Source organism: Variovorax sp. VaC1 (assembly GCF_043658315.1).
Classification (GTDB): Bacteria; Pseudomonadota; Gammaproteobacteria; order Burkholderiales; family Burkholderiaceae_C; genus Variovorax.
This window is the reverse complement of record NZ_JBIGLT010000003.1, coordinates 518,331-540,528: the sequence shown is the minus strand read 5'-3', so window position 1 is coordinate 540,528 and position 22,198 is coordinate 518,331. Positions and strand designations below refer to the sequence as shown.

The 22,198-nt window shown below is 66.0% G+C and carries 20 protein-coding genes and 2 tRNA genes; 10 read left to right on the top strand and 12 right to left on the bottom strand.

Features of this window, described 5'->3' with window-relative positions; translation table 11 throughout:
* Positions 1–9 precede the first annotated feature (9 nt).
* On the top strand, positions 10–342 hold the full coding sequence (trxA, locus tag ACGLHS_RS14730) for a thioredoxin TrxA (RefSeq protein WP_042578306.1): 333 nt from the start codon (positions 10–12) through the stop codon (positions 340–342).
* 183 nt (positions 343–525) lie between these two features.
* Positions 526–1,791, top strand: coding sequence for a transcription termination factor Rho (gene rho, locus ACGLHS_RS14725; protein WP_081266259.1), 1,266 nt, complete (start codon positions 526–528; stop codon positions 1,789–1,791).
* Positions 1,792–1,845: 54 nt separating this feature from the next.
* Here rho and ACGLHS_RS14720 read toward each other — a convergent pair whose 3' ends face one another.
* Positions 1,846–2,913 (bottom strand): oxidoreductase, encoded by a 1,068-nt coding sequence (locus ACGLHS_RS14720; RefSeq protein WP_394480704.1) that lies wholly within the window; start codon positions 2,911–2,913, stop codon positions 1,846–1,848.
* Positions 2,914–3,096: 183 nt separating this feature from the next.
* On the opposite strand from ACGLHS_RS14720, the gene ACGLHS_RS14715 reads away from it, so the two are divergent.
* From ACGLHS_RS14715 to ACGLHS_RS14705, 3 genes are all read left to right on the top strand, one after another.
* A complete protein-coding gene (locus ACGLHS_RS14715; RefSeq protein WP_093240817.1) occupies positions 3,097–3,366 on the top strand; it encodes a type B 50S ribosomal protein L31 in 270 nt (89 codons plus the stop codon).
* 76 nt (positions 3,367–3,442) lie between these two features.
* Complete coding sequence (locus tag ACGLHS_RS14710) at positions 3,443–5,173, top strand: hypothetical protein (protein WP_394480701.1); 1,731 nt, start codon at positions 3,443–3,445, stop codon at positions 5,171–5,173.
* Entirely contained in the window at positions 5,170–6,513 is a 1,344-nt protein-coding gene (locus ACGLHS_RS14705) for an MATE family efflux transporter (RefSeq protein WP_394480699.1), read from the top strand. Before ACGLHS_RS14710 ends, ACGLHS_RS14705 begins: the two co-directional genes overlap by 4 nt.
* A gap of 21 nt (positions 6,514–6,534) precedes the next feature.
* Here ACGLHS_RS14705 and phoR read toward each other — a convergent pair whose 3' ends face one another.
* From phoR to pstS, 7 genes are read right to left on the bottom strand one after another with little or no spacing between them, the layout of a single operon-like run.
* Entirely contained in the window at positions 6,535–7,872 is a 1,338-nt protein-coding gene (phoR, locus tag ACGLHS_RS14700) for a phosphate regulon sensor histidine kinase PhoR (protein ID WP_093240824.1), read from the bottom strand.
* Positions 7,873–7,916: 44 nt separating this feature from the next.
* Complete coding sequence (gene phoB, locus ACGLHS_RS14695; protein WP_007836652.1) at positions 7,917–8,609, bottom strand: phosphate regulon transcriptional regulator PhoB; 693 nt, start codon at positions 8,607–8,609, stop codon at positions 7,917–7,919.
* 27 nt (positions 8,610–8,636) lie between these two features.
* Complete coding sequence (phoU, locus tag ACGLHS_RS14690; RefSeq protein WP_093240827.1) at positions 8,637–9,338, bottom strand: phosphate signaling complex protein PhoU; 702 nt, start codon at positions 9,336–9,338, stop codon at positions 8,637–8,639.
* 15 nt (positions 9,339–9,353) lie between these two features.
* On the bottom strand, positions 9,354–10,133 hold the full coding sequence (gene pstB, locus ACGLHS_RS14685; protein WP_093240829.1) for a phosphate ABC transporter ATP-binding protein PstB: 780 nt from the start codon (positions 10,131–10,133) through the stop codon (positions 9,354–9,356).
* A gap of 19 nt (positions 10,134–10,152) precedes the next feature.
* A complete protein-coding gene (pstA, locus tag ACGLHS_RS14680) occupies positions 10,153–11,037 on the bottom strand; it encodes a phosphate ABC transporter permease PstA (RefSeq protein ID WP_093240832.1) in 885 nt (294 codons plus the stop codon).
* On the bottom strand, positions 11,034–12,116 hold the full coding sequence (pstC, locus tag ACGLHS_RS14675) for a phosphate ABC transporter permease subunit PstC (protein ID WP_093240835.1): 1,083 nt from the start codon (positions 12,114–12,116) through the stop codon (positions 11,034–11,036). Before pstC ends, pstA begins: the two co-directional genes overlap by 4 nt.
* Before the next feature lie 30 nt (positions 12,117–12,146).
* A complete protein-coding gene (pstS, locus tag ACGLHS_RS14670) occupies positions 12,147–13,184 on the bottom strand; it encodes a phosphate ABC transporter substrate-binding protein PstS (RefSeq protein ID WP_093240837.1) in 1,038 nt (345 codons plus the stop codon).
* Positions 13,185–13,432: 248 nt separating this feature from the next.
* Here pstS and ACGLHS_RS14665 point away from each other — a divergent pair, with 248 nt between their 5' ends.
* Positions 13,433–14,953, top strand: coding sequence for an exopolyphosphatase (locus ACGLHS_RS14665; RefSeq protein ID WP_394480691.1), 1,521 nt, complete (start codon positions 13,433–13,435; stop codon positions 14,951–14,953).
* A 9-nt stretch (positions 14,954–14,962) separates the two neighbouring features.
* Here the strand turns inward: ACGLHS_RS14665 and ACGLHS_RS14660 are convergent, their stop codons facing one another.
* Genes ACGLHS_RS14660 through ACGLHS_RS14650 form a run of 3 tightly spaced genes read right to left on the bottom strand, consistent with a single transcriptional unit; the run spans position 14,963 to position 18,640 of the window.
* Positions 14,963–15,424 (bottom strand): histidine phosphatase family protein, encoded by a 462-nt coding sequence (locus ACGLHS_RS14660; RefSeq protein ID WP_176801147.1) that lies wholly within the window; start codon positions 15,422–15,424, stop codon positions 14,963–14,965.
* 19 nt (positions 15,425–15,443) lie between these two features.
* Positions 15,444–17,765: a polyphosphate kinase 1 gene (gene ppk1 / locus ACGLHS_RS14655; RefSeq protein ID WP_394480689.1), complete on the bottom strand. Its 2,322-nt coding sequence runs from the start codon at positions 17,763–17,765 to the stop codon at positions 15,444–15,446.
* Positions 17,762–18,640: a GNAT family N-acetyltransferase gene (locus ACGLHS_RS14650; RefSeq protein ID WP_394480687.1), complete on the bottom strand. Its 879-nt coding sequence runs from the start codon at positions 18,638–18,640 to the stop codon at positions 17,762–17,764. The genes ppk1 and ACGLHS_RS14650 overlap by 4 nt, the downstream gene beginning before the upstream one ends.
* A 144-nt stretch (positions 18,641–18,784) precedes the next feature.
* On the opposite strand from ACGLHS_RS14650, the gene ACGLHS_RS14645 reads away from it, so the two are divergent.
* The 4 genes from ACGLHS_RS14645 to ACGLHS_RS14630 all read left to right on the top strand — a co-directional run bounded on the left by ACGLHS_RS14645 (position 18,785) and on the right by ACGLHS_RS14630 (position 21,696).
* Entirely contained in the window at positions 18,785–20,464 is a 1,680-nt protein-coding gene (locus ACGLHS_RS14645; RefSeq protein ID WP_394480685.1) for an FAD-dependent oxidoreductase, read from the top strand.
* A 50-nt stretch (positions 20,465–20,514) separates the two neighbouring features.
* Complete coding sequence (locus ACGLHS_RS14640) at positions 20,515–20,778, top strand: UBP-type zinc finger domain-containing protein (RefSeq protein ID WP_394480683.1); 264 nt, start codon at positions 20,515–20,517, stop codon at positions 20,776–20,778.
* 100 nt (positions 20,779–20,878) lie between these two features.
* Positions 20,879–21,583 carry a glutathione binding-like protein gene (locus tag ACGLHS_RS14635; RefSeq protein ID WP_093240853.1) on the top strand — a complete coding sequence of 235 codons (705 nt, stop codon included), beginning with the start codon at positions 20,879–20,881 and terminating at the stop codon, positions 21,581–21,583.
* A gap of 36 nt (positions 21,584–21,619) precedes the next feature.
* Positions 21,620–21,696 (top strand) — tRNA-Pro (locus ACGLHS_RS14630).
* Positions 21,697–21,873: 177 nt separating this feature from the next.
* Here the strand turns inward: ACGLHS_RS14630 and ACGLHS_RS14625 are convergent.
* A tRNA-Arg gene (locus ACGLHS_RS14625) sits at positions 21,874–21,950 on the bottom strand.
* Positions 21,951–22,198 lie beyond the last annotated feature (248 nt).

Here is a 22,198-nt window from a genome sequence, read left to right as displayed (position 1 = left end):
ACCCATTACATGGCCAGCGAACTCATCAAACACATCTCCGATTCCTCCTTCGAGGCCGACGTGCTCAAGTCCAGCCAGCCGGTGCTGGTCGACTACTGGGCCGAATGGTGCGGCCCCTGCAAGATGATCGCCCCGATCCTGGACGAAGTCTCGGCCACCTACGAAGGCAAGCTGCAGATCGCCAAGCTGAACGTCGACGAGAACCGCGACATCCCCGCCAAGTTCGGCATTCGCGGCATCCCAACGCTGATGCTGTTCAAGGACGGCCAACTGGCCGCCACCAAAGTCGGCGCAATGAGCAAGGCGCAACTCACGGCCTTCATCGACCAGCAACTCGCCTGAGCGACATTTGATCCGGCCGACGCGCAATGCGTTGGCCGGAGCGCTTTTTTACTGTCATAATCTTCCACAGATCACCGGCCCTTTCTGGCAACCGGTTCGAGTTCCCCGGTTAGTGAAGCAGTTCTCGCTTCACATCAAACCTCCCCCCGTTTTCCGTTCGATTGCCCCGCGAGGGGTCATTCCATGCACTTAAACGAACTCAAGGCACTCCACGTGTCTGAAGTCCTCAAGCAGGCTGAAGCGCTTGAGATCGAAAACGTCGGCCGCATGCGCAAGCAGGAGCTGATGTTCGCGATCATCAAGAAGCGCGCGAAGGCCGGCGAACAGGTCTTTGCCGACGGCGTGCTCGAAATCCTGCCCGATGGCTTCGGCTTTCTGCGCAGCCCGGACACCAGCTTCACCGCCAGTACCGACGACATCTACATCTCGCCCAGCCAGGTGCGACGCTTCAACCTGCACACCGGCGACATGATCGAAGGCGAAGTGCGCACGCCCAAGGACGGCGAGCGTTACTTCGCGCTGACGAAGCTCGACAAGGTCAACGACGGCCCGCCCGAGCAGAACAAGCACAAGGTGATGTTCGAGAACCTGACGCCGCTGTTCCCCAAGGAGCAGATGAAGCTCGAGCGCGACGGCATCAAGGGCGAAGAGAACATCACCGGCCGCATCATCGACATCATCGCCCCCATCGGCAAAGGCCAGCGCGCCCTGCTCGTGGCGCCGCCCAAGAGCGGCAAGACGGTGATGATGCAGCACATCGCCCACGCGATCAGCGCCAACTACCCCGACGTCCACATGATGGTGCTGCTCGTGGACGAGCGCCCTGAAGAAGTGACCGAAATGCAGCGCACGGTGAAGGGCGAAGTCATTGCTTCGACCTTCGACGAGCCTGCAGCGCGCCACGTGCACGTCGCCGAAATGGTGATCGAGCGCGCCAAGCGCCTGGTCGAACTCAAGAAGGACGTGGTGATCCTGCTGGACTCGATCACGCGTCTGGCCCGCGCCTACAACAACGTCGTGCCCTCGTCGGGCAAGGTACTGACCGGCGGTGTCGATTCCAACGCACTGCAGCGCCCCAAGCGCTTCCTGGGCGCCGCGCGCAACGTGGAAGAAGGCGGCTCGCTGACCATCATCGGCACCGCGCTGATCGACACCGGCAGCCGCATGGACGAAGTGATCTTCGAAGAGTTCAAGGGCACCGGCAACTCCGAAATCCACCTCGACCGCCGCCTGTACGAAAAGCGCGTGTTCCCCTCGATCCAGCTGAACCGCAGCGGCACGCGCCGCGAAGAGTTGCTGCTGGCCCCCGAGATCCTGCAGAAGACCCGCATTCTTCGCCAGCTCATGTACAACATGGACGAGATCGAGTCGATGGAGCTGATGCTCAAGAACATGAAGGCGACGAAGACCAATGTCGAGTTCTTCGACATGATGCGTCGCGGCGGCTGAGCTTCAAGCTCTGTCGCAAAAGCGCGTTGGCCCTTGCGGGCCAACGCGCTTTTTTCATGGGTGCGACGTATGGATCGCGCGGCCTTCGAGAGCGCTCTGGCGGCCGATGTCGAGCAGCTCCATCAGCGCGACGGCCTGCTCGGGCGGCACGGGATTGGGGCCATTGCCAAGGATTGCGTCGCGCACCGCGACGTAGTAGTCGACGTAGTTGCCCGCCCGGGTCGGCAAGGCACGCCGCTGCGGCACGCCGTCGCTGCCGATCACGGTGATTTCGCCATCGAGCGGATCGACGCCCCACCCTGCCGCTGGCGGCCGTTGTCCGGCGCGCAGCGCATCTTCTTGCGTATCGACACCGTGCTTGATGTAGCTGCCCCGGGTACCGTGGACGATGTAGCGCGGCGCAGCTTCAGCCGCCAGCGCGGTGGCGTGCAAGACCACGCGCAGCGGCGCGTGGGCGCCGCGCTCGTAGCGCAAAACGGCATGAAAGTAATCTTCGACCACCGCGCCATCGCGCAGGGCGGCGGTGTCGAGCTGCAACGTGTCGGGCCGACCGAACAGCTGCACCGCCTGATCGACCAGATGAGCGCCCAAGTCCACCCAAAGGCCCGATCCCGGCACGGCCTGCTCACGCCAACGCTCGCGCACTTCGGGCCGGAATCGGTCGAAATGCGACTCCAGATACACCGGCCGGCCCAGCTCGCCGCTTGCCAGCACGTCCTTGAGCGTCAGGAAATCGGCGTCGAAACGCCGGTTCTGGTAGACCGCCAGCACTCGATTGTTGTGCCTTGACAACACTTCAAGTGCCCTGGCTTCCGCCACATCGAGGGTGAAGGGCTTGTCCACCACCACGTGCTTTCCGGCCTCCAGCGCGGCTTTCGCGACCGGGTAGTGTTGGGCATTGGGCGTGGCGACCACGACGAGGTCGATGTCCGCCCGCGCCACCAGCGCCGACACGTCGGGCACCACCGCGACGCCCGGCCAGTCGGCCCGGACCTTGTCGGGCTGCGAACTCGCCACGGCCGCCAGCTCGAGCCCCGGCACGGCGGAAAGCACCGGCGCATGGAAGGTCTGGCCGGCAAAACCGTAGCCGACGAGGCCGGCGCGCAGGGGAGTGGAGGTCATGGGAGGGTCGGGTTTGTTCGAAAATGGGCCAGTATGCGATAATCATGGGCTCCGCGAAAAGTGCGGCTGGGCAGCGTCGCCCAGCTTTCTCAATTCACTTGAGAACGGCGCGCCAGATTGCTGGCACACCGGTGGCTCTCGCATCGACCGCGCATTGATTCCAACAGCGCAAAAGGAAAGACCATGGCAAAAGAAGGCATCCACCCCAATTACCGCGAAATCCTGTTCGTCGACATGTCGAACGGTTTCAAGTTCGTGACCCGTTCGTGCGCGAACACCAAGGAAATGGGCACGACCGATGACGGTCGCGAGCTGCCCCTGTTCAAGCTCGACACCACGAGCGAATCGCACCCCTTCTACACCGGCACGCAAAAGTCGGTCGACAACATGGGCGGTCGCGTCGAGAAGTTCCGCAACCGCTTCGGCAAGACCACCGGCGCCGCCTCGAAGTAAGGCACGCGCTTTTGCGTCGAGGGCAGCCCGGTTTACCGCGCTGCCCTTTTTCTTTCCGAACCCGGCTCCCCGTCTCTTGAACCAACCCACTCCCGCAATCGTTGCCCAGAACGCCGTGCGCCGGCTGCCGCGCATCGCGCTGCTGCTGCTCTGCGCGGCCTATCTGCTGCCGGGTCTGGTGGGCCGGGGCCCCTGGAAGAGCGCTGACATCACGGCCTTCGGCTACATGGCCGAACTGGCGCGGACCACCGAGGGCATTTCCCGCTGGTTCGACCCGATGCTGCTGGGCATGCGCCCGGAAACGCCCGCGCTGATCCCCTACTGGATCGGCGCCTGGGCCATCAAGATTTCTCCCTCGTGGCTGAACCCCGACCTGGCCGTGCGCATCGCCTTTGCGCTGCTGCTCTGGGGCACCTTCACCGCGACCTGGTACGCCGTCTATTACCTCGCCCGCACAGCCCGCGCGCAGCCTGTCGCGTTCGCGTTCGGCGGCGAGGCCCGCCCCACCGATTACGCACGTGCCATCGCCGATGGCGGCCTGCTGGCGCTGATTGCCTGCATGGGCCTGGCCCAGCTCGGCCACGAGACCACGCCGGCACTGGCCCAGCTGTACTTCGCCTCGCACCTGTTCTACGGCGTGGCGGCACTTCCGTACCGCCGCGCCGGTCCGGTGATCGGGTTGATCGTGGGCACGCTTGGCATCACGCTGAGCGGCGCGCCGACGGTCGGCCTTGCGCTGGCCACCGGCAGTGCGCTGTACATCGCCTACGAGCGCCGTCGCACGGCAAAGCTCGGCGCCGATGCCAGTCCCGACGACGGCCCGGGCTACACCCGCGGCGCGCTGATCACGATGGTCTGCGTCGTCCTTCTTGCGGCCGCGCTGGTTTTCGGCCTGGGCCTGCAGCAGTGGAAGATCACGCTGATCGGCAACTCGCTGTTCGGCGACATCCGCAGCCAGGCCAAGCTGCTGCTGTGGTTCACGTGGCCGGTCTGGCCGTTCGCGCTCTGGACGCTGTGGCGCTGGCGACGCCAGCTCTCCGCGCGCCATGTGGCGCTGCCGCTCTGGTTCGCGCTGGTTCCGCTGGCCGCCACCTGGACCACCGACTTCTCCGATCGCTCGCTGCTACTGGCGCTTCCGGCCTTCGCCACCCTGGCCGCCTTTGCCCTGCCCACCTTCCGCCGGAGCGCACTGGCCTTGATCGACTGGTTCAACGTGCTCCTGTTCAGCAGCCTCGCCGCGCTGGGCTGGATGTACTGGATCGCCATGCTGACCGGCGTGCCGCCGAAGCCCGCGGCCAGCGTGGCCCGGTTGGTGCCCGGCTTCGTGCCTGAGTTCTCGCCGATCGCCTTCGTGCTCGCGCTGGCCGCGACCATCGCCTGGTGCTGGTTGGTGCGCTGGCGCACCGGGCGGCACCGCGCCGCGCTCTGGAAGACGCTCGTGCTGCCAGCCGGTGGCACCGCGTTGTGCTGGATGCTGCTGATGACGCTCTGGCTGCCTCCCATCGACTACGCACGCAGCTACGTGCCGCAGGTGCGCGCCGTGGCCGAGCGGGTCGGACAGCCGCGCTGCATTGCCGAACTGGCCCTGAGCCGGCAGCACATCGCCGCGCTGCGCCACCACGGCAACTTCAACCTGCAGCCGCTGCTGCTGGGCACCAACTGCCCCTGGCTGCTGGTGAGCCCCGACACGATCGGGCGGCTGCACACGATCATCCCCTTCGATCAATGGCGGTTCAGCGGCACCCTGCGCCGTCCCAGCAGCCCGGCCGACGACCTGTTGCTGTATCAGAAGATCCCGCCGCAGTGAAAGGCGAACGGGGCCTGATCGCGCGGCACGCAGGCACCGTGCTGGTCGGCCAGCTGGCGGTGATGGCCTTCGGCGTCACCGACACCATCATCGCCGGCCGTTATTCCGAGAACGCGCTGGCCGCGCTCTCGGTCGGTGCCGCCATCTTCATCAGCGTGTATGTCTCGCTGATGGGCGTGCTGCAGGCCCTGCTGCCGATCTGGGCCGAACTGCACGGCGGCGGCCGCAGCAGCGAGGTGGGCCGCTCGGTGCGGCAATCGCTGTACCTTGCCGCCATCGCCATCGTGGTCGGCATGGCGGCGCTGCTGTCGCCCGGCGCGGTGCTGCGGCTGACGCAGGTGCCTGCGGAAATGCGCGGCGAAGTGGAGATGTACCTGAGCGTGCTGGCCTTCGCCCTCGCGCCTTCCCTGCTGTTTCGCCTTTTCAGCACCCTGAACCAGAGCCTGGGCAAGCCCCAACTCGTGACCTGGCTGCAGCTGGGCTCGCTGCTCGTCAAGCTCCCGCTGTCGATCTGGTTCACCTTCGGCGGTGCGGGCCTGCCGGCGATGGGCCTCGTAGGTTGCGGCTGGGCGACGCTGTGCGTGAACTGGGCCATGCTCGCGTGTGCGGTGTGGCTGCTGCGCAGCAGCCCCTTCTACCGGAACTACCGGCTCTGGGAGCGCATCGAGAAGCCCGACTGGCAGCAGATCCGGCAGTTCGCACGACTGGGCATACCCGGTGGCCTTGCGGTGCTGGTCGAGGTGACCTCGTTCACGCTGATGGCGCTGTTCATCGCGCGCCTGGGCACCGCCGCGGCAGCCGCCCACCAGATCGCCGCAAACCTGATGGCGGTGGCCTACATGGTGCCGCTGTCGCTCTCGATCGCCACCAGCGCGCGCGTGAGCTTCTGGCTCGGCGCGGGCGATGCCGCCAAGGCGCGGCACAGCTGTCGCCTGGGCTTCGAGCTGGCGGTGCTGTGCGCCCTGCTCTTCGCGACGGCGCTGGTCACGCTGCGCTTTCCGTTGGCCAATGTGTATTCAGACAACCCCGCCGTCATTGCGCTGGCCGCGGCGCTGATGCTGCCGGTGGCCGCATTCCACCTGGCCGATGCGATGCAGACGCTCTGCGTGTTCGTGCTGCGCTGCTACCGGGTCACGCTGGCGCCGCTGGTCATCTATTGCACGATGCTCTGGGGCCTGGGCCTCGGTGGCAGCTACCTGCTGGCGTACCACGGGCTCGGCCCCTGGGAGGCCATGCAGTCGCCGCTGGCGTTCTGGATCATGAGTGCAGCGGCACTGGCACTGACTGCCCTGCTGTTCGGCGCACTGCTGCGCTGGACGATGGCGAAGCGGGCGGCCTGAGTCGCCCGACCCGCCAGCCGCTTACTTCGCGAGTACGCGCGCTTCCCGCACGCGTGCCGCCGGAAACAGCAGCGCAAAGCGGGAACCCTTGCCGACCGTGCTCTCGATGCGCAGCTCGGCGCCGTGGCGTTGCGCGATGTGCTTCACGATCGCAAGGCCCAGCCCGGTGCCGCCGGTCTCGCGCGAGCGGCTGCGGTCGATGCGGTAGAAGCGCTCGGTCAGCCGTGGAATGTGCTCGGCCGCAATGCCCGGGCCGGTGTCGCGCACCGCGTACTCGCCACGGCCATCCGGCAGCACCTTCCAGCTCACGGCCACCTCGCCACCACCGGGCGTGTAGCGGATTGCGTTGCTCAACAGGTTCGACATCGCGCTTTGCAGTTCGGTGGGCGCACCCGACACCTCGGACTCGGCATCGATGGTGAACGACAGCCGATGCCCCAGTGGCGCCAGCCGTCCCGACAAGCCACGGCCTTCGTCCTCGCACTGCGCCAACAAGGCACGGGTGCGAATCCACTGGTTGCCCGAAGGCGCCGCACTGCCTTCGAGACGCGACAGCGTGAGCAGATCGTTCACCAGCGTTTCCATGCGGTGCGACTGCTGTCCCATCAGCGCGAGATAGCGCGTGCGCTCGTCCGCATCGAGCGGCAGGTTCTGCAGGGTCTCGACAAAGCCGGCCAGCACGGTCAGCGGCGTGCGGATTTCATGCGAGACGTTGGCGACGAAATCGCGCCGCATCGCCTCGGCCTGTTCGAGCGCGGTGATGTCTCGCGTAAGCAGCATCCGGCGGTTGCCTGCGTAGGGATGCACCTGCACCGACAGCCGCACAGGATGGCTGCGCAGGTGCGCATGGCCCGGCCCGGAGGCATCGATGATCACGTCGCGGCTGTAGTTCCACGAAGCCAGGTAAGCCACGAAAGCCGGGTCGCGCACGAGGTTCGCCAGATGCTGCGCAAGGTCGCGCTCGGCGTCGATGCCGAACTGGCCGGCCGCCGTCTCGTTGCACCACTCGATGCGGCCCTGCTCGTCGAGCAGCACCACGCCGTTGGGCGACGCCTGGATCGCAGCCAGAAACTCCTGCAGCCGGTCTTCGGCCTGGCGGGTCTGCTGCTCGCGGTCGCGCAGCAGCTTGCGGATGCGTTCGGAGAGTTCCCCCCACACGCCGGGGCCACGCGCCGGCAGGCCCAGGGCGTCGTTGCGCAGCACCTGCAGCAGGCGCTCGGCGCGCCAGGCGTCGAGCCCCAGCCACAGCACGGCGCCCAACCAGGCGCCGAGCCAGGCGAACTTCCAGCCGAAAAGGCCGACAGCGCCCGCTCCTATTACGAGGGACGCTATTAAAAATGTAGCGATTCGAAAGGGCATGGCGGGCGATTATCCGCGCCCGCAGCCAAGGGACGTCACGGCGTTCAAACCGTGACTTGGGCGGTCAGGCGATAGCCCGCTCCCCGGACGGTTTCCACCATCGGCGCGGCCGCACCCAGCGACTCGCGCAGGCGCTTGACGTGCACGTCGACCGTGCGCTCTTCGATGTAGACATGGTCGCCCCACACCTTGTCGAGCAGTTGCGCCCGGCTGTGCACGCGCTCGGCGTGCTGCATCAGGTAGGCCAGCAGCTTGAATTCGGTCGGCCCGACCTTCAGCGCTCCGCCCTGCCACGTCACGCGGTGGGTGGAGGTGTCGAGTGCCAGCTCGCCGATCTCGACGCGCTCGGTCACCACTTCGGGTGCACGGCGGCGCAGCACCGCACGGATGCGGGCCAGCATCTCCTGCGTGGAGAAAGGCTTGGTGATGTAGTCGTCGGCGCCTGCATCGAGGCCCGCCACCTTGTCGGGTTCGTCGCCGCGCGCAGTCAGCATCAGGATCGGGATGGCCTTGGTGCGCGGGTCCTTGCGCCACTGGCGCGCGAGCTGCAGGCCGCTCTGGCCCGGCAGCATCCAGTCGAGCAGGATCAGATCCGGCAGGAAGGCGTCGATCTCTCGCTGTGCTGCGGCACCGTCTTCCGACCAGATCGGCTCGAAGCCGTTGTGGCGCAGGTTGACGGCGATCAGCTCGGCGATCGAGGACTCGTCTTCGACGATCAGGACTCGGGGTTTCTTCATGCTTTCTTTGGGAGTCTTTTGCCGCGCTTACTGCAGCGCGGACTCGATTTCTTGCATCGAAGTGTGCCGCACATCGGCACCCTTGACGATGTAGATGATGAACTCGGCGATGTTCTTGGCGTGGTCGCCGATGCGTTCGATGGCCTTGGCCAGAAACAGCAGGTCGAGGCTGGCGGAGATGGTGCGCGGGTCTTCCATCATGTAGGTGACCAGCTTGCGCACGAAGCCGTCGAACTCCTTGTCGATCAGGTCGTCGTCCTTCAGGATCGACAGCGCCGCGGCCGTGTCCAGGCGCGCGAAGGCGTCCAGCGCGGTGCGCAGCAGGCTCGACGCGAGGTCGGCCGCGATGCGCAGCTCGGTGGTGGGCAGCGCACGGGCCGAACCGCTCTCGATGATCGACTTGACCATGCGCGCGATCTTGTTGGCCTCGTCGCCCACACGCTCCAGGTTGGCGGTGGTCTTGGAGATGGCGATCAACAGGCGCAGGTCGCGGGCGGTCGGCTGGCGGCGCGCGATGATCGACGACAGCTCGCGGTCGATGTCGATTTCCATCGCGTTGACGCGGTGCTCGGTTTCCATCACGCGGTCGGCCGCCTCGGGGTCGAACTGCAGCAGCGCGTACACCGCCTGGTGGATCTGCGACTCGACCATGCCGCCGAGTTCCATCACGCGCGACGAAACGCCGTTGAGTTCGCTGTCGAACTGGCTGGAGAGGTGTTTTTCAGTCATGGTGTCTCCTGGGGATCAACCGAAACGGCCGGTGATGTAGTCCTCGGTCTCCTTGCGCTGCGGCTTGAAGAACATCTGTTCGGTCGCGCCGAACTCGATGAGGTCGCCGAGGTACATGTAGGCGGTGTAGTCGCTGCAGCGGGCGGCCTGCTGCATGTTATGCGTGACGATGACGACCGTGTACTCATTCTTGAGTTCGGCGATCAGCTCTTCGATCTTGGCTGTCGAGATCGGGTCGAGCGCGGAGCACGGCTCGTCGAGCAGCAGCACTTCGGGCTTGATCGCAATGCCGCGCGCAATGCACAGGCGCTGCTGCTGGCCGCCGGAGAGGCCCGAGCCGCTTTGCTGCAGCTTGTCGCGCACTTCGGTCCACAGGGCCGCCTTCTTCAGGGCCCACTCGACGCGGTCGTCCATCTCGCTGGCCGAAAGGTTCTCGAACAGCTTCACGCCGAAGGCGATGTTGTCGTAGATCGACATCGGGAACGGCGTCGGCTTCTGGAACACCATGCCGACCTTGGCGCGGATCAGCGCCACGTCCTGCTTGGACGTGAGCAGGTTCTCGCCGTCCAGGGCAATCGTGCCCTCGGCGCGCTGCTCGGGGTAAAGCTCGAACATGCGGTTGAAGGTGCGCAGCAGGGTCGACTTGCCGCAGCCCGACGGGCCGATGAAGGCCGTGACCTTGTTCTCGGGGATCTCGAGGTTGATGCCCTTGAGCGCGTGGAATTTGCCGTAGTAGAAGTTCAGGTCCTTGACCGAGATCTTCGAACGCGACGGTTGTGCGACGGTATTTGCCATGGGTGATCTTCTTCTTCAGTCAGTGTTTGGTGCGCGTGAGGACCCGCGCCAGGATATTGAGGGCGAGCACGGCGACGGTGATCAGGAACACGCCGGCCCACGCCAGCTTCTGCCAGTTCTCGTACGGGCTCATCGCAAACTTGAAAATCGTGACCGGCAGGCTGGCCATCGGCTGGCTCACGTCGGCGGTCCAGAACTGGTTGTTCAGCGCGGTGAAGAGCAGCGGCGCGGTTTCGCCGGCAATGCGCGCCACGGCCAGCAGCACACCCGTGACCACACCGGCACGCGCGGCGCGCAGCGTGATGCTCAGGATCACCTTCCACTTGGGCGTACCCAGGGCGTAGGCCGCTTCGCGCAGGCCCGGCGGCACCAGCTGCAGCATGTTCTCGGTGGTACGGATCACCACCGGAATCACGATCAGCGCGAGCGCCAGCGCACCGGCCAGGCCCGAGAAGGTCTTGAAGTAGGCCACCACCACGGCGTAGACGAACAGGCCGATCACGATCGACGGCGCCGACAACAGGATGTCGTTGACGAAGCGCGTGACCGAGGCGAGCCAGCCCTTGGGGTTGTATTCGGCCAGGTAGATCCCGGCCATGATGCCGATCGGCGTGCCCACGAAGGTGGCCAGCATCACCATCACGAACGAGCCGAAGATGGCGTTGGCAATACCGCCCGCCTCGTTCGGCGGCGGCGTCATCTCGGTGAAGGTGGCGATGGCCAGGCCGCCAACGCCCTGGCGCAGCGTTTCCCACAGGATCCACACCAGCCAGAACACGCCGAACGCCATCGCAGCGAGCGACAGCGTGAGCGCGATTTTGTTGACACGGTTGCGCGAGGCGAACTTCGCCTGGCGCGTTTCGGCGAGCGCCTTGGCGCTCAGCAGGTTTTGTGCTGTGCTCACGACTTCGTTCCTTCGCTCTTCTTCATCCGGGTCAGCAGCATCTTCGAGAGCGATAGCACGACGAAGGTGATGAAGAACAGCACGAGGCCCAGGTACATCAGCGCAGCCTGGTGCAGGCCGGCGCCGGCTTCCGCGAATTCATTGGCAAGTGCCGAGGTGATGCTGTTGGCAGCCTCGAACACCGACAGCGAGTTGAGCTGGTTCATGTTGCCGATCACGAAGGTGACGGCCATCGTTTCGCCCAGCGCCCGGCCCAGGCCGAGCATGATGCCGCCGATCACGCCGGCCTTGGTGTAGGGCAGCACGACCTTGGACACGACTTCCCAGGTGGTGGAGCCCAGGCCGTAGGCCGACTCCTTGAGCAGCGGCGGCGTCACTTCGAACACGTCGCGCATCACCGAGGCGATGAACGGGATGATCATGATCGCCAGGATGATGCCGGCCGAAAGAATGCCGATGCCCACGGGCGGGCCGGACACCAGCGCGCCAAGGTACGGCACGCCGGTCAACAGCTTCTGCAGCGGCTGTTGCACCCAGGTCGAGAGGATCGGGCCGAAGACCAGCAGGCCCCACATGCCGTAGACGATCGAAGGCACCGCCGCCAGCAGTTCAATGGCCGTGCCCAACGGGCGCTTGAGCCAGTTGGGCGAAAGTTCTGTCAGGAAGAGCGCAATGCCGAAGCTCACCGGCACCGCGATCACCAGGGCGATGAACGAGGTGGCCAGCGTGCCGTAGATCATCACCAGGCCGCCGTACTCGTCCTTCACCGGGTCCCACACGCTGCTCGTGAGAAAGCCGAGGCCGTACTTGGAAATGGCGGGCCAGGCGCCGATCACCAGTGACAACAGGATGCCGATCAGCATCGCGAGCGTCAGCAGCGCGGCGCCCTTGGCGGCCCAGCCGAACAGCCGGTCGGCCATGGGGCCGGAACGCGGTGCCTTGGCAGGAGGCGGAGGGGCGGTGGCACGACCGCGCTCGGCCGCGAGGTCGAGCGTGGCGGCGGCGGCAGGAAAGGTGGATGACAAGGGTCGCTCCGGCAAAGACGAAATCGGCGCGTCCTCGAGCGATGAAATGCTCATGGGCGCGCCGTCCTGGACTGATGGGTGGGTTTACTTGTACGCGACGGCCTTGCCCGACGCGTCCTTCACTTCACCCCACGACTTGGCGATGGTGGCCTTCACGGCGTCAGGCATCGGCACGTAGTCGAGGTCGTCGGCAGTCTTGTCGCCACTCTTGTAGGCCCAGTCGAAGAACTTGAGCACGGTGGTCGCGTTGGCGGGCTTGTCCTGCACCTTGTGCATCAGGATGAAGGTGGCGCCGGTGATGGGCCATGCGTCCTTGCCAGCCTGGTTGGTCAGCACCTGGTAGAAGCTCTTGCTCCATTCGGCGCCGGCGGCAGCGGCCTTGAAGGCGGTGTCGTCAGGCGACACGAAGGTGCCAGCAGCGTTCTGCATCTGTGCATACGTCATCTTGTTCTGCTTGACGTAGGCGTACTCGACGTAGCCGATCGAGTTCGGCAGGCGGCTCACGAAAGCGGCAACGCCTTCATTGCCCTTGCCACCCGCACCGGTGGGCCAGTTGACGGCCGTGCCTTCGCCGACCTTCGACTTCCACTCGGCGTTGACCTTGCTCAGGTAGTTCGTGAACAGGAAGCTGGTGCCCGAACCGTCGGCGCGGCGAACCGGCGCGATGGCGGCGTCCGGCAGGGCCAGCGATGCATTCAGTGCCTTGATGGCGGGGTCGTTCCACTTGGTGATCTTGCCCAGGTAGATGTCGCCCAGGACCTGGCCGTTGAGCTTCAGCTCGCCGGGCTTGATGCCAGGGATGTTGACCACGGGGATCACGCCGCCGATGACGGTGGGAAACTGCATCAGGCCCTTGGCTTGCAGTTCGTCGTCCTTCAGGGGAGCGTCCGATGCGCCGAAGTCGACGGTCTTGGCTTCGATCTGCTTGATGCCAGCGCCCGAACCGACCGACTGGTAGTTGATCTTGACGCCGGTGGCCTTGTTGAAGTCGGAAGCCCACTTGGCGTACAGCGGTGCCGGGAAGCTGGCACCGGCGCCCGTCACATCTTGTGCGAAGGCGGGAGCTTGGGCGAAAGCAGCGGCGATCAGGCCGGCTGCAGCAAATTTGAACGTCGTTTTCATAAAGCTTCCTTTAGAAGTAAGAAGTAGTCCCTTTCGGGCTTGGGACGGACTCTAAAAAGCTTCTGTGACATCCATATGACACCCCTCTGTCGAGGGAAAATGCCGTCTTCTCCCCATCGGTTTGTGTGACGCTGTCACACAACCGTCATGCGCCGCACCTAGTCTCCAACCCTCCCCGTGATGACACTTGGGCGACGGCGCGTTCTGTCACGGCGCTACGATCAGAGAACCGCCCTCCTCACTACACAATGCAAAACGGCACCCGCCTCGCAGCGGTCGATCTGGGTTCGAACAGCTTCAGGCTGGAAATCGGACAGGTCGACCATGGTCAGATTCACCGCACCGAGTACCTCAAGGAAACCGTGCGCCAGGGCAACGGCCTGGACAGCGCGCGCAACCTCACGCCCGAGGCCATGCAGCGTGGCTGGGACGCCCTTGCGCGTTTCGGCGAACGGCTGGCCGGCTTCAAGCGCTCGCAGGTGCGCGCCGTGGCCACGCAGACATTGCGCGAAGCGCGCAACCGCGAAGAATTTCTGTTGCGCGCGCGCACCATCCTGGGTTTTGGCATCGATGTGATCCCGGGCCGGGAAGAAGCCCGCCTGATCTACCAGGGCGTGACGCACATGCTCCCGCACACCGACGCCTCCGACCGCGAACGCCGGCTGGTGATCGACATCGGCGGGCGCTCCACCGAAATGATCATCGGCCACGCACTGGAAGCTGAGCGGATGGAGTCGTACCGCGTCGGCAGCGTCGCCTGGTCGATGAAGCACTTCGGCGAAGGCCTGTTCACCCTGCCCGCCTTCCGCGCCGCCGAGGTCGCGGCCAAGGCCGTGCTCGACGACGCACTGGCCAGCTACACGCGCGACCAGTGGGACGTGGCCTACGGCGCCTCCGGCACCATCGGCGCCGTCGGCGACGTGCTGGCCGCCGCCGGCGCCGAACCCGGCCTCGTCACGCGCGAAGGCCTCGACTGGCTGCTCGACCGCCTGCTCAAGGCCGGCAGCGCCGACAAGCTGCGCATCGACGGCATGCGCGAAGACCGCAAGGCCGTGATCGGCGGCGGCGTGAGCGTGCTGCGCGCGGTGTTCGACCTGCTCGGCATCACCGAGATGAAAGTGGCCCAGGGCGCGCTGCGCCACGGCGTCCTCTACGAACTGCTGGAGCGCGACGACAGCGTGGCCGACATGCGCACCGCCACGGTCGCGCGGCTGGCCAATCGCTTCGCCGTCGATGCGGCGCAGGCCAAGCGCGTCGGCGAAACGGCCGCGACCCTGTTCCTGCAGCTGTCTCCCGCGGCGCGCGGCGGCAACACCTCGAGCCGTGCCGGCCGCGCCCTGCGCAAGCTGGGCTGGGCCGCGCAACTGCACGAGATCGGCACGCAGATCTCGCACAGCGACTATCACAAGCACGGCGCCTACATCCTGGACAACACCGATGCGCCCGGCTTCGCCGTCAACGAGATGCATGCGCTCGGCCAGCTCGTGCTGGGCCAGCGCGGCAAGCTGCGCAAGCTCGAGGTGGCGCTGGACGACGAAACCTTCGTGATGCAACTGCTCGCGCTGCGCCTGGCGGTGATCCTGTGCCACGCGCGCCGCGATCCCGATCCGCAAGCCCTGCACCTTGCGGCGCTGGGCGCGCGGGCGTTCACGATCGCCTGCGCGCCGGATTGGGCCGAGGCCTATCCGCAGTCGGCGCACCTGCTGCGCGAAGAAGTGCTGGCCTGGCAGAAGACCAGCAACTGGCGCGTGGAGCTGAGCGAGGGTTAAGGCAGCGCGCTAGAGCAGCTCGGGCGACTGCACCGTCACCACGACGGTCTGCACGTCGCCGTCGCGCTCGCGGGTGCGAATCCACCACAGCGCGCCCTTGCGCACCGGGCAGCTGTCCTGCTTCAGGCCGAGCAGCAGCGAGATCGCCTGCCCCACCGAAGGCTGGTGGCCGATCATCAGCACCACCGACTTGCCGTTGGGCCAGCCGGCCGCGCCGAGCAGCGCCTCGGCCGTGGTCTCGGGCGACAGCTCGGAGCGCACCTTGTACTTGCGGCCCAGTGCCAGCGCGGTCTGCTCGCAGCGCCGCGCGGGGCTGCAGATGATGCGCGTGCCATCGGGCAGTTGGCGGTCCAGCCAGCTGGCCATGCGCTTGGCCTGCTTCTCGCCGCGTGCGGTGAGCGAGCGCTGCATGTCGTCGCAGCCCTCGGTCCAGTCCTCGGCTTCGGCATGACGCCAGAAGATCAAGTCCATGGTCATCGTCTTTCGGTCTTCAGTTGCTGCTTGCATCACGATGATGCCCTCGCGATGCATAGCGGTTCATGAGGGCAGCCTGTGCGCCATGCGCCTCGACGACAGGTGAAGCGCCCGCCTCGCCCGCATGCGTGTCGTGGTTGACGCGCGTGTAGATGCCGTCGCCGCCCAGGTCCCAGGCATCGCGCCCGTCGTGCAGGTAGGCCACCAGGCATTCGTCGATGAGGCGCTGGCGCAGCCCGGGGTCGGTCACGGGCCAGGCGAGTTCGACGCGCCGCATCATGTTGCGGTTCATCCAGTCGGCGCTCGACAGGTAGAGCGACTCGTCTTCGCCATTGCGGAAGTAGAAGACCCGCGAGTGCTCGAGGAAGCGGCCGATCACCGAGCGCACGCGGATGTTGTCGGTCAGCCCCGGCACCTGCGCCGGCAGCGTGCAGGCACCACGCACGATGAGATCGATCTTCACGCCCTTCTGCCCCGCGCGGACCAGCGCGCCGATGATCTCGTCATCGGTCAGCGCGTTCATCTTGGCGACGATGCGGGTCGGCTGGCCGCTCGCGGCCGCCACGCCCAGCGCGTCGATCTGCGTGACAAGGTTCTTGTGCAGGTCGAAGGGCGCGAGCCACATGCGGTTGAGCTTGGGCAGCCGGCTCTGGCTTGCCAGATGGACGAACACGGCCTCCATGTCGGCCGTCAGCATCGGATCGGCCGTGAGGTGGCTGATGTCGGTGTACAGGCGCGCGGTGCGCGGGTTGTAGTTGCCGGTCGACAGGTGGCCGTAGCGGCGCATCTGCTTGCCCTCGCGCCGCGTCACCAGCAGCATCTTGGCGTGGGTCTTCAGGCCCACCACGCCATACACCACCTGCGCGCCGATCGACTCGAGCATTTCGGCCCAGTTGATGTTGGCCTCTTCGTCGAAGCGCGCCTTCAGCTCCACCACCACAGTGACTTCCTTGCCGCGGCGAACGGCTTCGCGCAGCAGGTCCATCAGCTCCGAGTCGGCGCCGGTGCGGTAGATGGTCTGCTTGATCGCCAGCACCTGCGGGTCGAGCACGGCTTCGCGCAGGAAGGCGAGTACGCCGTCGAAGCTCTCGAAGGGCTGGTGAATCAGCACGTCGCCGCGCTGCAGCCGCTCGAAGAACGACTGGGCCGGCGACAGCGTGACGGGATACGACGCCGGGTACGGCGGAAAACGCAGTTGCGGCTCGTCGATCAGGTCGATCAGTTGCGTGAGGCGCGCCAGGTTCACCGGCCCGTGCACGCGATACAGGGCCTCCGGCGGCAGGTTGAACTGCGCCAGCAGGAAGCTGGCGAGCGATTCGGCGCAACTGGCCGACACCTCGAGCCGCACGGCCTGCCCGTAATGGCGGTGCTGCAGGCCCTGGCGCAGCGCGGTGCGCAGGTTCTTGACGTCTTCCTCGTCGACCGCGAGGTCGGAGTGGCGCGTCACGCGGAACTGCGAGAAGTCGCCCACCTCGCGGCCCGGGAACATGCTCGACAGGTGCGCCCGCACCACGCTCGACAGCGCCACGAACAGCGTCTTGCCGTCCGACACCTTGGCCGGCATGCGGATCAGGCGCGGCAGCACGCGCGGCAGCTTGACGATCTGGATCGGGTTCTCGCGCCCGAACGCATCTTTGCCGCCCAGCCGCACGATGAAGTTGAGCGACTTGTTCGCCACCTGCGGGAACGGGTGCGCCGGGTCCAGCCCGACCGGGATCAGCAGCGGGCGCACTTCGCGCTCGAAATACTCGCTGACCCACTTGCGCTGCGCGGGGTTGCGCTCGCCGTGCGAAATGATGTGGATGCCGTGCTTGGCAAAGGTCGGCATCAACTCGTCGTTGTACAGCGCGTACTGGCGCGCCACGAGCGTATGGGCCGCCTCGGCCAGGCGTTCGAAAGACTCGACGGTGTAGGTTCCCTTGTGGTCACCGGCGCTGCCTGCAATCAGGTGCGGCGCGGCACGCACTTCAAAGAATTCGTCGAGGTTCGACGAGACGATGCACAGGTAGCGAAGGCGCTCGATCAGCGGGACTTCGGGGCGATGCGCCCAGTCGAGCACCCGCTCATTGAATGACAGGATGCTGTGATCGCGGTCCAGCAGCGTGAACGTGGGCGCCGCGACGTCGGGCGACAGGTCTGCGGGGGCGGATGGCATGGGCACTGATTCTGATGCAAGCGGCACGGGAGAACACGTAGGCTGAAATATGACAGTGTCAGCCTCGCTTGTGACAGTTGCATGACATTCTTGTGACGCCCCTGTGCCGGCCGATGACGGCCTGGCGCCCGCCGGGGAAGAAGCAAGCGGCCCGGTGTCGGGCCGGGCGGCCGCTGGCTTCATGCGCCCAGAAAGTGCTTGCGGTAGCGCGCCGGCAGATCGTCGATGCGCATCAGCATCGGCAAGTCGGCGGCGTTGAAGTCCGGGTCCCAGGCCGGTGCGCCCAGCACCTTGGCGCCCAGGCGCAGGTAACCCTTGATGAGCGCCGGCGGCTCCACGTCGAGCGTGCTGTCGAGCCGTTCGACCGGCAGCGGCAGGCGGGGCTGCACCTGATATTGAATGGGCGCCATGTGCTTGGCCGACACCTGACGCCAGATGCTGGCGGCCGCGTCGCCGTTCGTCACGCCGTTGTGTGACATCGGGATGCTCGCGCAGCCGATCATGGTGTCCAGTTTGTTGCGGTGCATGAAACCGGCCAGCGCACCCCACAGCGCCAGGATCACGCCACCCTGGCGATGGTCCGGGTGGACGCAGCTGCGGCCCAGCTCGACCATGCGCTCGCGCAGGTCGCGCAGCCGGGTCAGGTCGAATTCGGTGTCGCTGTAGGTGCTGCCCACGCGGCGGGCCTGTGCCGGCGTGAGCACGCGGTAGGTACCGATCACCTGTTGCGTCGATTCGTCGCGCACCAGCAGGTGTTCGCAGAAGTCGTCGAACAGGTCGATGTCGTGGCCGGCCAGCGGCGACGAAACCCGTGCGCCCATCTCGCCGACGAATACGTCGTAGCGCAGGCGCTGGGCGGCGCGCACGTCGTCGAGGTGGCGGGCCCAGCCCACCGTGATGCCTTGCTTGGACTCGATGACCGGCGGAAGAATGACGGCCGGGGCCTGGGGCACCGACGTGCGGGCTGCCGTCGAGGCGCCGGTTGCAGGAGCGGGCCACAAGGCCGCGCGCAGCCCGATCTGCGAAAGCGGAAACGTCGGGTTGGGCAGTTCTTTCATGGGGAACCCTTTCTGCCGAGGGAGTCTCCGCACCTGCGATGAAGCCGGCATGTCAGGAACATTGCAGCCACATGACGGTGTTACAACGCGTCGGCAAGGCTTCGGCGTTTAATGCGCTGGATTCGCGAAACGGAGTGTCAGCCCATGCCCATCGACATCAGCAACACCGGCAACAGCCGCCTTCACCAGACCTTCCCGGTCCTCAGTGACACCGAGATTGCGCGCATTGCACGCTTTGGCAGCGTGCAGCGCTTTGCGCGCGGCGAGCGGTTGTTTACCGCTGGCGAAACCGGCCCCGGCATGTTCGTGCTGCTCAAAGGCATCGTGGCTGTCACGCAACGCGATGGCCTGGGCCATGTGGTGCCGATCGTTCGACAGGGGCCGGGCGAGTTCCTGGCCGAAGTCGGACAGTTGAGCGGCCGCCCTGCCCTGGTCGACGGCCACGCCGACGAAGACGTCGAGGCACTGTTGGTGTCGCCCGCGCAATTGCGCGCGCTGCTGGTGGCCGAAGCCGACCTGGGCGAACGCATCACGCGCGCGCTGATCCTGCGCCGGGTGGCGCTCATCGAATCGGGCGCCAGCGGCCCTGTGCTGATCGGCCCGCCGCAGTCGCCCGACATGGCGCGGCTCGAGAACTTCCTGCGCCGCAACGGCTATCCCTATCACGTGGTCGATGCGGTCGAAGACCCCGATGCTGCGGCGTTGCTCGCGCAGTACGGCGCCAGCCAGCTGCTCGTCGTCTGCCCCGACGGCTCGGTGCTGGTGAACCCGGGCGACGACGCGCTGGCGCGCTGCCTCGGCATGGTCGATACCGTGGCGCACGACGAACTGTTCGACGTGGCCGTGGTCGGCGCCGGTCCGGCCGGCCTGGCGACCGCCGTGTACGCAGCCTCCGAAGGGCTGCGCGTGATCGTGCTCGACTGCCGCGCCTTCGGCGGCCAGGCCGGCGCCAGCGCGCGCATCGAGAACTACCTGGGTTTTCCGACCGGCATCTCCGGCCAGGCCCTGGCGGGCCGCGCTTTCGTGCAGGCGCAGAAGTTCGGCGTCGAGATGCTGATCCCGGCCAAGGTCGTGTCGCTGGACTGCTCGCGCAACAACGCGCTCGGCAGCCTGTCCGTTGCGCTGGCCGATGGCCGCACGATCAACGCGCGCACGGTGGTCATTGCCAGCGGCGCGCGCTATCGGCGTCCCGGCGTGCCGCGGCTGGCCGAATTCGAGGGCCGCGGCATCTGGTATTGGGCATCGGCCATCGAGGCGAAGATCTGCGCGAATCAGGAAGTGGCCTTGGTCGGCGGCGGCAACTCGGCCGGCCAGGCGGCGGTGTTCCTGTCGCACCACGCGGCCAAGGTCAACGTGCTGGTGCGCGGACCGTCGCTGGCAGCCAGCATGTCGCGCTACCTGATCGATCGCATCGAGGCCACGCCCAACATCTCGCTGCAGCCGCACACCGAACTCGTGCGCCTGCATGGCGGTTCGGACGAAGGCCTTACGGGTGCGACGTGGCGCTGCCACACGACGGACAACGAGCACGATTGCCCGGCACGCAACATCTTCCTGTTCGTCGGCGCGGAACCCGAGACATCGTGGCTCGAAGGCTGCGGCGTGTCGGTCGACAAGCACGGCTTCGTGCTGACCGGCACCGAGGCCAGCAGCGGCTTTCCGGCGCGGCCGGCCACCGCGCTCGAATCGAGCGTGCCGGGCGTGTTCGCCGTGGGCGACGTGCGCTCGGGCTCGGTCAAGCGCGTGGGTGGTGCCATCGGCGAAGGCGCTGCGGCGGTCGCGCTGATCCACCAGCATCTGTCTTCGGCGTCGGCTGTTGCCTGAAGCCGTTCATTCATTCGTCTCCCACATCCCCTGCAACAAGGAGCCTCCCGGTGCCCATCAAAGCCTGCGACCACGTGCCCTCGACCATTGCCCAGCCTCACACCCTGAAGGGCTGCGAAGACTGCCTGAAGACGGGCGACACCTGGGTTCATCTGCGCGTGTGCGTGCACTGTGGCCACGTGGGTTGCTGCGACTCATCGAAGAACCGCCACGCAACCCGACACTCGAAGGCCGAAGGGCATCCGGTGATCCAGTCCATCGAGCCCGGTGAAGCCTGGATGTGGTGCAACGCACACGAGAAACAGGTCGGCTGAAAAGGCTTGCGGTGGGCCAATTCCCGCGCCTGCACGCGGGTGGATTCGCGCGTATATGCTGCGCGCTCGCATCACATCCACACCCACCGGAGCCCGCGACATGTCCGCATCGCCCATCGAGGTCTATTCATGGCCCACGCCGAACGGCCACAAGATTCACATCATGCTGGAGGAGTGCGGCCTGCCCTACCGCGCGCACCCCGTGAACATCGGCAAGGGCGACCAGTTTGCGCCCGAGTTCCTGCAGATCAGCCCCAACAACAAGATCCCCGCCATCACCGACCCCGACGGTCCGGATGGCAAGCCGATCTCGCTCTTTGAGTCGGGCGCCATCCTCGTCTACCTCGCCGGCAAGACCGGCCAGCTGCTGCCCACCGGCGATCGCGAGCGCTACGACGTGCTGCAGTGGCTGATGTTCCAGATGGGCGGCGTTGGTCCGATGCTCGGCCAGGCGCACCACTTCCGCATGTATGCCCCCGAGAAGATCGCCTATGCGATCGACCGCTACACCAACGAGGCGCGGCGCCTCTACGGCGTGATCGACAAGCAGCTGTCGAAGAACAGGTTCATCGCCGGCAAGACCTATTCGATTGCCGACATCGCCATCTTCCCCTGGCTGCGCAGCTGGGAGAACCAGGGCATCACCCTCACCGACTTCCCGCATCTGAAGGCCTGGTTCGACGGCATCGCCGCACGCCCCGCCGTGCAGCGCGGCGTGAAAGTGCTGGCCGATTTGCGCCAGCCGATCACCGGCGACAAGGAGCGCGAGATTCTTTTCGGTAAGACTCAGTACGAGAAACGCTGAATCGGGTCAATATCCGGGCTAGAATAGAAGGCTTGTCGGGGTGTAGCGCAGCCTGGTAGCGCATCTGGTTTGGGACCAGAGGGTCGAAGGTTCGAATCCTTTCGCCCCGACCAAAAAAAGTGAATGCCTGCAATGACTCATGTCGTTGCAGGCATTTTGCTTTTCGGGGTCTGATTTTCTTTCCGGCGCTTCGTGATTCGTGGCTGGCTGTGCCGACGATGCGCATGTCTTCGAAGGGTATGCAGGGCCTGACGATTGACGGCAAACCGCGTCTCACATTGGCATTGAATTGGCCTGCCCGGAGGGGATCGAACCCCCGACAACCTGCTTAGAAGGCAGGTGCTCTATCCAACTGAGCTACGGGCAGATTCCGGGTTGGACAGAGAAGCTGCAAGCGAAAGCTGGAGAGGCTTGCCTGGCCGGGTGCGAAAGCCTTCGAGCTTTCGGCCGTCTGTTTCCAATGCAGGGCGACATTCCAAGCAAATCAACGACTTAGCCGCTGTTTCTGCAAACCGGGGAAGGCCGGATTCTACCCACTTCCGCGCCTTGATCGTTGACTCGACACCGCCATTCGATGCCGCTGTCGAGCGATTGCAAGCCAACGCGGACCCATGC

Coding starts and splice junctions, on each gene's coding strand:
- pstS (WP_093240837.1), bottom strand. CDS start 13,184: ATGAAAACGACGTTCAAATTTGCTGCAGCCGGCCTGATCGCCGCTGCT.
- pstB (WP_093240829.1), bottom strand. CDS start 10,133: ATGGCAAATACCGTCGCACAACCGTCGCGTTCGAAGATCTCGGTCAAG.
- ACGLHS_RS14645 (WP_394480685.1), top strand. CDS start 18,785: ATGCCCATCGACATCAGCAACACCGGCAACAGCCGCCTTCACCAGACC.
- ppk1 (WP_394480689.1), bottom strand. CDS start 17,765: ATGAAGCCAGCGGCCGCCCGGCCCGACACCGGGCCGCTTGCTTCTTCC.
- ACGLHS_RS14635 (WP_093240853.1), top strand. CDS start 20,879: ATGTCCGCATCGCCCATCGAGGTCTATTCATGGCCCACGCCGAACGGC.
- phoU (WP_093240827.1), bottom strand. CDS start 9,338: ATGACTGAAAAACACCTCTCCAGCCAGTTCGACAGCGAACTCAACGGC.
- phoR (WP_093240824.1), bottom strand. CDS start 7,872: ATGCCCTTTCGAATCGCTACATTTTTAATAGCGTCCCTCGTAATAGGA.
- phoB (WP_007836652.1), bottom strand. CDS start 8,609: ATGAAGAAACCCCGAGTCCTGATCGTCGAAGACGAGTCCTCGATCGCC.
- pstC (WP_093240835.1), bottom strand. CDS start 12,116: ATGAGCATTTCATCGCTCGAGGACGCGCCGATTTCGTCTTTGCCGGAG.
- ACGLHS_RS14720 (WP_394480704.1), bottom strand. CDS start 2,913: ATGACCTCCACTCCCCTGCGCGCCGGCCTCGTCGGCTACGGTTTTGCC.
- ACGLHS_RS14715 (WP_093240817.1), top strand. CDS start 3,097: ATGGCAAAAGAAGGCATCCACCCCAATTACCGCGAAATCCTGTTCGTC.
- ACGLHS_RS14650 (WP_394480687.1), bottom strand. CDS start 18,640: ATGAAAGAACTGCCCAACCCGACGTTTCCGCTTTCGCAGATCGGGCTG.
- rho (WP_081266259.1), top strand. CDS start 526: ATGCACTTAAACGAACTCAAGGCACTCCACGTGTCTGAAGTCCTCAAG.
- ACGLHS_RS14665 (WP_394480691.1), top strand. CDS start 13,433: ATGCAAAACGGCACCCGCCTCGCAGCGGTCGATCTGGGTTCGAACAGC.
- trxA (WP_042578306.1), top strand. CDS start 10: ATGGCCAGCGAACTCATCAAACACATCTCCGATTCCTCCTTCGAGGCC.
- ACGLHS_RS14660 (WP_176801147.1), bottom strand. CDS start 15,424: ATGGACTTGATCTTCTGGCGTCATGCCGAAGCCGAGGACTGGACCGAG.